General features: G+C 71.2%; 12 protein-coding genes. 4 read left to right on the top strand and 8 right to left on the bottom strand.

What is annotated here, in order from left to right; genetic code table 11:
• From truB to A5655_RS09235, 3 genes are all read right to left on the bottom strand, one after another.
• On the bottom strand, positions 1-696 hold a 696-nt coding region (gene truB, locus A5655_RS09245; protein WP_255361996.1), incomplete at its 3' end, for a tRNA pseudouridine(55) synthase TruB.
• Between the two features lie 11 nt (positions 697-707).
• Positions 708-1,391: a 4'-phosphopantetheinyl transferase gene (locus A5655_RS09240; protein ID WP_067008549.1), complete on the bottom strand. Its 684-nt coding sequence runs from the start codon at positions 1,389-1,391 to the stop codon at positions 708-710.
• Positions 1,388-2,353, bottom strand: coding sequence for a metallophosphoesterase (locus A5655_RS09235; protein ID WP_067008546.1), 966 nt, complete (start codon positions 2,351-2,353; stop codon positions 1,388-1,390). The genes A5655_RS09240 and A5655_RS09235 overlap by 4 nt, the downstream gene beginning before the upstream one ends.
• Positions 2,354-2,473: 120 nt before the next feature.
• On the opposite strand from A5655_RS09235, the gene A5655_RS09230 reads away from it, so the two are divergent.
• Both A5655_RS09230 and A5655_RS09225 read left to right on the top strand, forming a co-directional pair.
• Entirely contained in the window at positions 2,474-3,049 is a 576-nt protein-coding gene (locus A5655_RS09230) for a DUF3558 domain-containing protein (protein WP_067008562.1), read from the top strand.
• Positions 3,050-3,091: 42 nt separating this feature from the next.
• Positions 3,092-4,822, top strand: a complete 1,731-nt coding sequence (locus A5655_RS09225) for a CocE/NonD family hydrolase (RefSeq protein ID WP_067008558.1) — start codon at positions 3,092-3,094, stop codon at positions 4,820-4,822.
• Here A5655_RS09225 and A5655_RS09220 read toward each other — a convergent pair.
• Positions 4,781-5,329 carry a DUF1802 family protein gene (locus A5655_RS09220; protein ID WP_067008543.1) on the bottom strand — a complete coding sequence of 183 codons (549 nt, stop codon included), beginning with the start codon at positions 5,327-5,329 and terminating at the stop codon, positions 4,781-4,783. The two genes, A5655_RS09225 and A5655_RS09220, sit on opposite strands and share 42 nt — an antisense overlap.
• Complete coding sequence (locus A5655_RS09215; protein ID WP_067008540.1) at positions 5,326-5,595, bottom strand: DUF2277 domain-containing protein; 270 nt, start codon at positions 5,593-5,595, stop codon at positions 5,326-5,328. The genes A5655_RS09220 and A5655_RS09215 overlap by 4 nt, the downstream gene beginning before the upstream one ends.
• A gap of 43 nt (positions 5,596-5,638) precedes the next feature.
• Between A5655_RS09215 and A5655_RS09210 the strand changes: the two genes are divergently transcribed.
• The gene (locus A5655_RS09210) at positions 5,639-6,385 is read left to right on the top strand and encodes an enoyl-CoA hydratase (RefSeq protein WP_067008536.1); all 747 of its coding nucleotides are present in this window, start codon (positions 5,639-5,641) and stop codon (positions 6,383-6,385) included.
• 9 nt (positions 6,386-6,394) lie between these two features.
• Positions 6,395-6,967: a hypothetical protein gene (locus A5655_RS09205; RefSeq protein ID WP_067008533.1), complete on the top strand. Its 573-nt coding sequence runs from the start codon at positions 6,395-6,397 to the stop codon at positions 6,965-6,967.
• Here the strand turns inward: A5655_RS09205 and A5655_RS09200 are convergent.
• The 3 genes from A5655_RS09200 to infB all read right to left on the bottom strand — a co-directional run.
• Entirely contained in the window at positions 6,964-7,974 is a 1,011-nt protein-coding gene (locus A5655_RS09200; protein WP_067008531.1) for a bifunctional oligoribonuclease/PAP phosphatase NrnA, read from the bottom strand. The genes A5655_RS09205 and A5655_RS09200 overlap by 4 nt on opposite strands.
• On the bottom strand, positions 7,949-8,431 hold the full coding sequence (gene rbfA, locus A5655_RS09195) for a 30S ribosome-binding factor RbfA (protein WP_067008529.1): 483 nt from the start codon (positions 8,429-8,431) through the stop codon (positions 7,949-7,951). Before rbfA ends, A5655_RS09200 begins: the two co-directional genes overlap by 26 nt.
• On the bottom strand, positions 8,431-10,424 hold a 1,994-nt coding region (infB, locus tag A5655_RS09190), incomplete at its 5' end, for a translation initiation factor IF-2 (RefSeq protein WP_067008555.1). The genes infB and rbfA, both read right to left, overlap by 1 nt.

The following is a 10,424-nucleotide window of genomic DNA, read 5'->3' as shown; positions in this document are numbered from 1 at the left end:
CACCAGCAGGCACGCCTCGTCCAGGGTCAGGGTCAGCCGGGGCCGCTCGGCCAGGTCCTCGAGCGAGCGCGCCCGGTCCAGCCCGAAACGCCCGACGCGGGTGCGCCGCAACGCCGTCAGGTGCCCGCCCACGCCCAGCGCGGCCCCGAGATCGCGGGCCAGCGCGCGGATGTAGGTGCCCGAGGAGCAGTCGACGTCGACGTCGACGTCGATCACGTCGCCGTCGCGGCGCACGGCCAGCACCTCGAACCGCTCGATGCGCACCGGGCGCGCCGCGAGCTCGACCGTCTGCCCCTCGCGGACCAGGCGATAGGCGCGACGGCCGTCCACCTTGATCGCGCTGACCGCCGACGGGACCTGCTCGATGTCGCCGCGCAGCCCGGCGACCGCGGCTTCGATCTGCGAATCCGTCACGTGCCCGGCCGGAACCGTTTGCAGCACTTCGCCTTCGGCGTCCTCGGTGGAGGTGGTCTGCCCGAGGCGGATGGTGGCGGCGTACGACTTCGACGCCGCCGTGAGCAGCCCGAGGATCTTGGTGGCCCGCTCGACGCCGATCACCAGCACCCCGGTGGCCATCGGGTCCAGCGTCCCCGCGTGCCCCACCCTGCGGGTGGAGAAGATGCGGCGGCAACGGCCCACCACGTCGTGGCTGGTCATCCCGGCGGGCTTGTCGACGACGACTAGTCCCGGGCCAATGCCCGGTTCGGTCAAAGCACGATCCCCGTCAGCACCAGCCCGCGCTCGACCGACCAGCGGCCCCGCAGCGCCGGCAGCGGCGGCCCCGACAGCGCGGCCCCGTCGATCAGGATCTTGGAGACGAACGCCCCGGTGGTCCCGCCGGGCGAATCGGGGTCGAACACGATGTGGGCGTCCTCGAAACCCAACCAGCGCTCGGTCAGCGGGAACCACGCCTTGTACGTCGCTTCCTTGGCGCAGAACAGGATCCGGTCCCAATGCAGGCCGCCGGGCAACGCGGAGATCTCCTGGCGTTCATCCTCGAGGGCGATCGCGCCCAGCACTCCGTCGGGCAGCACGTCGTGCGGTTCGGCGTCGATGCCCACCGAGCGCACCGCGCCGGCGCGCCCCACCACCGCGCCGCGATACCCCGTGCAGTGCGTGAGGCTGCCCACCACGCCGTCGGGCCAGCACGGTTGCCCCTTGTCGCCCTTGAGGATCGGCACCGGCGGCACCCCGAGCTCGCCCATCGCGACGCGGGCGCAATGCCGCACGGTGATGAACTCGTTGCGCCGCTTGGCGACCGACTTGGCGATCAGCGGCTCCTCTTCGGGCAACGGGCTCAAGCCCGGCGGGTCGGAATACACCTCCGAATACGCGAGGTCCTGCGATGCGGTGTCGGGCAACACCGACGCCACCAGGGTGCGGGCCGTCATCGAGACTGCCGCTGCCGCACTCGTTCCCGGAATTGCTGGGCCTGGCGGCGCATCTCGGGGGTGATCACGAAGTGACCGCCGAAGTCGTTGAGATAGCCCGGCGCGTACTGGGGATCCGGCAACACCTGGCGCAGCCAGCTGTAGGGCTTGCGGCGGCGCCACTCCCGCGGGTAGCCCACCGACACCTCCTCGAAGCGCACGTCGTCGTACCAGGTGGTGCGCGGAATGTGCAGGTGGCCGTACACCGAACAGATCGCGTTGTAGCGGGTGTGCCAATCGGCGGTCTTGGTGGTGCCGCACCACAGCGAGAACTCGGGGTAGAACAACGCGTCGCAGGGGTCGCGCACCAGCGGAAAGTGGTTCACCAGGACCGTCGGCGTCATCCAGTCCAGCTGTTCGAGGCGGGCGCGGGTGGCGGCCAGCCGCTCGCGACACCAGGCCTCGCGGGTGGCGTACGGCTCGGACGAGAGCAGGAACTCGTCGGTGGCCACCACGTTGCGCTGCCGCGCGATCGCCATGCCCTCGGCTTTGCTCGTCGCCCCCTCGGGCAAGAAGGTGTAGTCGTACAGCAGGAACATCGGCACGATCGTGGCCGGGCCGCCGCGCTCGGTCCACACCGGGTACGGATGCTCCGGCGTGATCACGCCCAGCTCGTCGCACATGTTGACCAGGTAGTCGTAGCGGGCCTTGCCGAAGATCTGCATGGGATCCCGGGTGGTGGTCCACAGCTCGTGATTGCCGGGCACCCAGATCACCTTCGCGAACCGGCGACGCAGCACGTCAAGGGCCCAGCGGATGTCGTCGGTGCGTTCGGCGACGTCGCCGGCGACGATCAGCCAGTCGTCCGGCGACGACGGGTATAGCGATTCGGTGACCGGCTTGTTGCCGAGGTGACCGGTGTGCAGGTCGGAAACGGCCCACAGCGTCGGCTGCGCACCATTGGTCGGTTCCCGGCTGGCCACGACTAACCAGCCTAACGGCCCCGCGCGGCGAGCCGGTTTCCGCCAGGCCCTTGCCCGCGGGATTAGAACGTGTTCTCTTGTACACTCCGGCAAGTACCGCCGAGGCATCCAGGGGGTGTGGTGATCGCCAAGCTGCGGCTGATCGGAGCGCTGGGCGCGCTGGCCACGACGCTGGTCGTGGGCTGGCAAAGCGCCCCGCCGGGCCCGAGCGGCGGCGGCCCCGTCGAGCTGCGGTCGACGGCCGCGCCGATGGAGACCACCATGAAGAGTCCCATCGTGGCCACGACCGACCCGCGCCCCTTCGACGCGTGCGAGGACATCCCGTTCGACGTCGTGCAGCGGCTCGGGCTGGCGTTCACGCCGCCCGAACACGAGGACGGGCTGCGCTGCCACTTCGACGCGGGCAACTACCAGGTGGCCGTCGAGCCCATCATCTGGCGCACCTACGAGCAATCCCTGCCCCCCGACGCCGTCGAGACCACGATCCAGGGGCACCGCGCGGCGCAGTACTGGGTGATGAAGCCGACGTATCACAACAGCTTCTGGTTCTACTCGTGCATGGTCGCGTTCAAGACCAGCTACGGGGTGCTGCAGCAGGCGCTGTACTTCTCGACGGTCTACTCCAACCCGGAGGTGGACTGCATGTCCACCAACCTGCAGCGCGCCAACGACCTCGCCCCCTACTACAAGTTCTGATTACGCTCGCCCGGCGCCCCGGAAAAACCTAGTGTGGGGCCGGTGAGTACCACCTCGACGCGCCCCGCGCAGCCCAAACCCGGCACGCTGGGACCGGTCGTCGACGCCGCGCTCGGCCGGCTGCTGGGCCTGCCGCGGGCGAGCACCGAGTACACCGTGGAGCGCGTCGACGTGCCGATGCGCGACGGGGTCACGCTGGCCGCCGACCACTACGCGCCCGCCACCTCCAGCCCGGCCGGCACCCTGCTCGTCCGGGGGCCCTATGGGCGGCGGTTTCCGTTCTCGCACGCCTACGCCCGGCTGCACGCCGCGCGCGGCTACCACGTCGTGCTGCAGAGCGTGCGCGGCACGTACGGGTCGGGCGGCGAATTCGACCCGATGGTCAACGAGGCCGCCGACGGCGCCGACACGGTCGTCTGGCTGCGCGAGCAGCCGTGGTTCACCGGTCGATTCGCCACCGTCGGGGTGTCCTATCTGGGCTTCACCCAGTGGGCGCTGCTGCAGGATCCGCCGCCGGAGCTGGCCGCGGCCGTGATCACCGCGGGCCCACACGATTTCAACGCCTCGGTGTGGGGCACCGGCTCCTTCGCCGTCAACGACTTCCTGGGCTGGAGCGATCTGGTTGCGCACCAGGAGGACCCGCGACGGGTCAAGATGGCGCTGCGTCAGCTACAGGCCCGGCGCAAGGTGATGGAGGCGGCGGCCGCCCTGCCGCTGGGCGCCGCGGCCCGGGCCCTGCTCGGCGAGGGTGCGCCGTGGTTCGAATCGTGGATCGAACACCACGCGAACGACGACGCGTTCTGGGACGCCCGGCGGTTCACCGACGCGCTGGACCGGGCGCGGGTGCCGGTGCTGCTCATCGGCGGCTGGCAGGACATTTTCATCCGACAGACGCTGCAGCAGTACGCCCGCCTGCGCGGCCGCGGTGTCGAGGTCGCGCTCACCGTCGGCCCGTGGACCCACACCCAGCTGCTCGGCAAGGCGCTGCCGATCAGCGCGCGGGAGACGCTGGAGTGGCTGGACACCCACCTGGGCGGCGAGACGGCCCGGCGCCGGCCGAGCAGCGTGCACGTCTGCGTCACCGGCGTGGACGGGGGTCAGGCCTGGCGCCGCCTGCCCGACTGGCCGCCGGCCACCACCGAACGCGCGCTGTACCTGCGGCCCGGCGGGCACCTGGGCGAGACGGCGCCGACGCTGAACGGGTTGGCGCCGGCCACATTTCGCTACGACCCCGCCGACCCGACGCCCACCACCGGCGGCCCGCTGCTGTCCACCAACGGGGGCTACCGCGACGACAGCCGCCTCGCCGCGCGCGACGACGTCCTCGCCTTCACCAGCCTCACGCTCACCCACGACCTGTATGCCTACGGCGAACCGGTGGTCGAACTGGCGCACAGCTCCGACAACCCCCACGTCGATCTGTTCGTTCGGGTCAGCGAGGTCGACGCCAAGGGCCGCTCCCGCAACGTCAGCGACGGCTACCGCCGCTTGGGCGCCGCGGACGCCACCGCCGGAACCGAGATCGTGCGGGTGGAACTCGACGGGATCGCCCACCGCTTCCGCGCCGGCTCGCGCATCCGCGTCCTGATCGCGGGCAGCTGGTTCCCGCGTTTCGCGCGCAACCTCGGCACCGAGGAACCGCTGTTGACGGGCCTGAAGTCCACACCCGCCACCCACGCCGTGCACTACGGGCGGTCCCGGCTGCTGCTGCCCGTAGGCCCCGCCGACCCGTCAGCCGACCGCGTCGCGGACCCGGAGAGCCACCCGGTTTAGCGCGGCCTCGTCGTGCACCGGCGCGGCCAGCCGGACATCGGCCAGCGGCAGCTGCGCCCAACTGGTGCAGCCGCCGTACTCGGGGGCCCGCGGGATCCGCACCGGCTCGGCCAGCGGGATCACCGACACCACCAGCACGGCCAGCTTGTGCTTGGGCCGGAAATCCAGCCGATCCTCGCGTACCGACTCGGCCGTCCAGATGTGCAGGTCCTCGATCACCGGCAACCCATCAGGCCGGTTAACCTCTTGCGCCGCAACAACTTTCGCGGCGGCGCGCAGCACCAGGTGATCGTCGGCGCTGTCGTCGGCCCCGGCGGCCAGCAGGTCGCGGTGCTCGGGGCGGACGCGATGGGCGTGGCTGTGGGCGACGGTCGGGAACAGCAGGAACTCGCGGGCCGCCAGCTCGAAGCGCTTTTCGCCGATGCCGCCCTTGCGCAGCAACACCCGCTGGCGGCCGTCGAGCAGCGCGTGCACCACCGCGCCCCACTCCTTGAGCGCGGGCGTCACTTGGCTCCCGCGAGGCGGGCCACCACCTCGGGGCGGCGCAGCGGCGGCACGGTCTTGGGCGGCTGGCGCCGCGGCGGCAGGGCCGCCAGCAATCGCGCGGTCGTCTCGGTGACCTCGGCGACCGCCGCCTCGAACGCGTCGACGTTCGCGGCCGACGGGCGGGTGATGCCGCTGACCTTGCGCACGTACTGGCGCGCCGCCGCCGCGACCTCCTCCGGCGTGGCCTGCGGCTGCAGGCCCCGCAGTTCGGTGATGTTCCGGCACATGGCTCCACGATAAACGCCGGGAGCGACCCTCTACGGTGAACACATGACAGACGTCCTGCTGATCGAGACCGACGAGCGGGTGCGCACCCTGACCCTCAACCGCCCGCAGGCGCGCAACGCGCTGTCCTCGGCGCTGCGGGACCGGTTCTTCGGCGCCCTGGCCGACGCCGAGACCGACGACGGCGTCGACGTCGTCATCGTGACCGGCGCCGACCCGGTGTTCTGCGCGGGGCTGGATCTCAAGGAGCTGGGCAGCGAGTCGGCGCTGCCCGACATCTCGCCGCGCTGGCCACCGCTGACCAAGCCGGTGATCGGCGCGATCAACGGCGCCGCGGTCACCGGCGGGCTGGAGCTGGCGCTGTACTGCGACGTCCTGATCGCGTCCGAGCAGGCCCGCTTCGCCGACACGCACGCCCGGGTGGGCCTGCTGCCCACCTGGGGGCTGAGCGTGCGGCTACCGCAGAAGGTGGGCGTCGGCCTGGCCCGGCGCATGAGCCTGACCGGGGACTACCTGTCGGCCGCCGACGCGCTGCGCGCCGGCCTGGTGACCGAGGTGGTGCCGCACGACCGGCTGATGGCCACCGCCCGCCAGGTGGCCGCCTCGATCGTCGGCAACAACCAGAACGCGGTGCGCGCGTTGCTGGCGTCGTATCACCGGATCGACGACACGCACACCAGCACCGGGCTGTGGCTGGAGGCGACGGCCGCGCGGCAATTCCGCACCAGCGGCGACGACATCGCGGCCAACCGCGACGCCGTGCTGCAACGCGGGCGGGCCCAGGTCCGGTAGGAGGAAGCGATGCGCGCAGGCGGTGTCACCATGGGAGCCCTCACTCTGGCGGCGGCATCCGCGATCGCGGCCACCGCAGTGCCGCGCGCCGCGGCCGACCCGCCGCCGAGATTCCCCGACCTGAGCCGGTTCACCGCGGTCCCGGTGGACGGCTACGCGACGCCGTCCCAGGGCGGGACACCCCGCATCAGCTTTTCCGTTACGCCGACCCTGGTGTGCGACTTCTACGGCGGGCCGGCGCCCGCTCCCCAACCGTCGCAGGACATCAAGTGCAGCGGCGACGCGCCCGGGATGGACGACGTCCCGTTTCCCGGTGGCGGCCACTCCAAACCGGGCGACTGCGTCGTGGGCGCGGTGAACTTCAAGGGACCCGGCTACGAACTGAGCCGCATGACCTACAGCGGGTGCGACGGCAACCCGCCCGCGCTGACCTCGGGCGGCAAACCGCTGGCCCCCGGCGCGAAGTTGACGTACCTGAACGTGACCTGCGCCGTCGACGCCGGCAACGTCGTCGCCTGTCTGGACACCACCAGCGGAGACCACGGCTTCGTGCTGCAGCCGTCGGGCAGCTGGGCCTTCTAGCCGAGCGCGGAGCGCAACGACGCGACGGCGTCGTCGATCGACCCGACGGTCGAGTAGCCGGCGGCCAGCCGGTGCCCGCCGCCGCCGAACTTCGACGCGACCGCCGCCAGATCCACCTGGGCCTTGGCCCGCATCGACACCGACCAGTGCTGCGGGTCGACCTCCTTGAAGACCGCCGCCACCTCCGCCTGCTGCGTGGTGCGCACGATGTCGACGATGCTCTCGACTTCCTCGGCGCGCGAGCTGACCCAGTCCCGATGCTCGACGACCGCGTACACCAGCCCGCGACCGCCGACCGCGTCCGGCACCAGCTGCGCCGAGCCCAGCACCCGCGACAGCAGCGGCAGCCACCCGAACGGGTGGGTGTCCATCAGCGTCCGGCTGATCGCGGCGTTGTCGACGCCGAGGTCGACGAGCCGGGCCGCCAGCCGCAGCGCCCGGGCGCTGGCCCAGCGGAACGATCCGGTGTCCGTCGTCAGACCGGCGTAGATGCAGTGCGCGACGTCCCGGTCGATCGGCTCGCCCCACGCGTCGAGGATGTCGGCGACCATCATCGTGGTGGAATCGGCCGTCACGTCGATGAAGTTGGCGCTGCCGAACAGCTCGTTGGAGGCGTGGTGGTCGATGACCAGCGACCGGCGGCCGGGGCCGGCCAGATCGCTCAGCTCGCCGAGCCGCTTGACGCTCGGAACGTCAACGGTGACAACCAGATCGACGTCGCGGCGCAGCTCGTCCGGGCGAACCAGCAGCCGGCAACCGGGCAGCGAGGCCAGCGACTCGGGCAGCGACGCCGGCGCGGCGAAGCTGACCTCGACGCGCTTGCCGCACCGGTCCAGCACCAGCGCGAGCGCCAGGCCCGCGCCGATGGTGTCCGCGTCGGGGTGGACGTGGGCGATCACCGCGACGGTCGCGGCGCCCGACAGCAGCTCGACGGCGGCGCCGGCGTCGACACGTGCCCCGACCCGCGGGGCACCGGCCAGGTCAGTCTTCGGGTCGATCGTCGTCACCGGCGTTCCCGTCGCTCGCGTCCCCAGCCCCTCTGACCCGGTATGGATCGGCCTCCCCGGCCGGCTTGGCACCCGAGCGAACCCGCGCCAGATCGGCGTCCGCGGCGCGGGCACGCTCCAGCAATTCCTCCATCCGCCGCACGCTGTCGGCGGTCGTGTCGCGGGTGAACGTCAGCGTGGGCGTGAAGCGCACGCCGGTGCCGGCCCCGACCTTGGTGCGCAGCGCGCCCTTGGCCCGCTCCAGCGCCGCCGCCGCGGCGGCGTAGTCCGGCTCGTCGTCGAGCGTGCGGCCCATCACCGTGTAGAACACCGTCGCGTCGTGCAGGTCGGCGGTCACCTTGGCGTCGACGATGGTCACCCCGTCCAGGCCCGGATCCTTGATCTCGAACTCGATCGCCGAGGCGACGATCGTGAAAATCCGTTTGGCCAGACGGCGCGCCCTTGCGGGGTCGGCCATCAGGCGCGTTCCTTCTGGACCAGCTCGTAGGACTCGATGATGTCGCCTTCCTTGATGTCGGAGTAGCCCAGCGTCATACCGCATTCGAAGCCCTCGCGGACCTCGGTCACGTCGTCCTTCTCCCGGCGCAGCGAGGTGATGGTGAGGTTGTCGGTGACCACGATGTTGTCCCGCAGCAACCGCGCCTTCGCGTTGCGGCGCACCACACCCGAGCTGATCATGCAGCCGGCGATGATGCCGACCTTCGAGGACCGGAAGATCGCCCGGATCTCGGCGCGACCCAGCTGGTTCTCCTCGTAGATCGGCTTGAGCATGCCGCGCAGGGCCTTCTCGATCTCGTCGATCGCCTGGTAGATCACCGAGTAGTAGCGGATCTCCACGCCCTCGCGGTTGGCCAGCTCCGTCGCCTTGCCCTCGGCGCGCACGTTGAACCCGATGATGATCGCGTCCGACGCCGACGCCAGGTTGACGTTGGTCTCGGTGATGCCACCGACACCGCGGTCGATGACGCGCAGCGCCACCTCGTCGTCGACCTCGATGCCCATCAGGGCCTCTTCCAGCGCCTCGACCGTACCGGCGTTGTCGCCCTTGAGGATCAGGTTCAGCTGGCTGGTTTCCTTCAGCGCGGCATCCAGATCATCCAGGCTGATCCGCTTGCGGGACCGCGCCGCCAGGGCGTTGCGCTTGCGGGCGCTGCGCCGGTCGGCGATCTGGCGTGCGATGCGGTCCTCGTCGACGACCAGGAGGTTGTCACCGGCGCCGGGCACCGACGTGAAGCCGATGACCTGCACCGGCCGCGACGGCAGCGCCTCGTGGACGTCCTCGCCGTGCTCGTCGACCATGCGGCGCACGCGACCGTAGGCGTCGCCGGCGACGATCGAGTCGCCGACCCGCAGCGTGCCGCGCTGAATCAGCACGGTGGCCACCGGCCCGCGACCGCGGTCCAGGTGCGCCTCGATCGCGACACCCTGGGCCTCCATGTCGGGGTTGGCCCGCAGGTCCAGGGCGGCGTCGGCGGTCAGCAGCACCGCCTCCTCCAGCGCCTCGATGTTGGTGCCCTGCTTGGCGGAGATGTCGACGAACATCGTGTCGCCACCGAAATCCTCTGCCACCAAACCGAATTCGGTGAGCTGCCCGCGGATCTTGGCCGGGTCGGCGCCCTCCTTGTCGATCTTGTTGACCGCCACCACGATCGGCACATCGGCGGCCTGCGCGTGGTTGATGGCCTCCACCGTCTGCGGCATCACGCCGTCGTCGGCGGCGACCACCAGGATCGCGATGTCGGTGGCCTTGGCACCACGGGCGCGCATGGCGGTGAACGCCTCGTGGCCCGGGGTGTCGATGAAGGTGATCAGCCGCTCGCTGCCTTCGAAGTCGACGGCGACCTGGTAGGCGCCGATGTGCTGGGTGATGCCGCCGGCCTCGCCCTCGCGGACGTTGGCCTTGCGGATGGTGTCCAGCAGCCGGGTCTTACCGTGGTCGACGTGACCCATCACGGTCACCACCGGCGGACGCGTCTGCAGGTCCTCCTCGCCGCCCTCGTCCTCGCCGTACGTCAGGTCGAAGGACTCGAGAAGCTCGCGGTCCTCGTCCTCGGGGCTGACGACCTGCACGACGTAGTTCATCTCGCTGCCCAGCAGTTCGAGCGTCTCGTCGCCGACCGACTGGGTGGCCGTGACCATCTCGCCGAGGTTGAACAGCGCCTGCACCAGCGAGGCCGGGTTGGCGTTGATCTTGTCGGCGAAATCGGAGAGCGATGCGCCGCGGGCCAGCCGGATGGTCTCGCCGTTGCCGTGCGGCAACCGCACGCCCCCGACGACCGGCGCCTGCATGTTCTCGTATTCGGCGCGTTTCGCCCGCTTGGACTTGCGACCGCGCCGCGGCGCGCCGCCCGGGCGGCCGAACGCGCCGGCCGCACCGCCGCGCTGGCCGCCACGATCACCGCGGCAACCGCACGCCCCCGACGACCGCGGCGATGACAATCCAAGTAGTC

The sequence above is a fragment of the Mycobacterium sp. 1081908.1 genome, assembly GCF_001673535.1.
Classification (GTDB): Bacteria; Actinomycetota; Actinomycetes; order Mycobacteriales; family Mycobacteriaceae; genus Mycobacterium.
Note: the sequence above shows the minus strand (reverse complement) of the source record. Positions and strands in the feature narration are given on the sequence as shown.

What these genes read in the sequence shown, in the direction of transcription:
- A5655_RS09240 (WP_067008549.1), bottom strand. Translation starts at nt 1,391, where the DNA reads ATGACGGCCCGCACCCTGGTGGCGTCGGTGTTGCCCGACACCGCATCG.
- A5655_RS09215 (WP_067008540.1), bottom strand. Translation starts at nt 5,595, where the DNA reads ATGTGCCGGAACATCACCGAACTGCGGGGCCTGCAGCCGCAGGCCACG.
- A5655_RS09210 (WP_067008536.1), top strand. Translation starts at nt 5,639, where the DNA reads ATGACAGACGTCCTGCTGATCGAGACCGACGAGCGGGTGCGCACCCTG.
- A5655_RS09205 (WP_067008533.1), top strand. Translation starts at nt 6,395, where the DNA reads ATGCGCGCAGGCGGTGTCACCATGGGAGCCCTCACTCTGGCGGCGGCA.
- rbfA (WP_067008529.1), bottom strand. Translation starts at nt 8,431, where the DNA reads ATGGCCGACCCCGCAAGGGCGCGCCGTCTGGCCAAACGGATTTTCACG.